Raw genomic sequence first — 276 nt, 5'->3', positions numbered from 1 at the left:
GCCGGTGAAGCCGACGGCCTGGATGGCCGGGTGCTTGACCAGCGCCTCGCCGACGCCCGAACCGTAGATCATGTTGAACACGCCTTTGGGCATGCCGGTCTTCTCGGCGGCACGCAGGATGGCTTCACCAACGTGAGCGGCGGTGGTCATGTGGCCGCTGTGGGCCTTGAACACTACCGGGCAACCGGCGGCCAGCGCGGCGGCGGTGTCACCGCCGGCGGTGGAGAAGGCCAGCGGGAAGTTGCTGGCGCCGAACACGGCGACCGGGCCCAGGCC

1 protein-coding gene is annotated in these 276 nt (G+C 70.3%); it reads right to left on the bottom strand.

All coding sequences use genetic code 11. The features are described from left to right. The coding region (locus PVA39_RS23265; RefSeq protein WP_274126078.1) for an aldehyde dehydrogenase family protein at positions 1 to 276 on the bottom strand (276 nt) is incomplete at both ends.

Origin of the sequence: Pseudomonas sp. CNPSo 3701 (genome assembly GCF_028674975.1) — a bacterium.
GTDB classification, from domain to species: domain Bacteria; phylum Pseudomonadota; class Gammaproteobacteria; order Pseudomonadales; family Pseudomonadaceae; genus Aquipseudomonas; species Aquipseudomonas straminea.
This window is presented reverse-complemented; position numbering and strand designations above follow the sequence as displayed.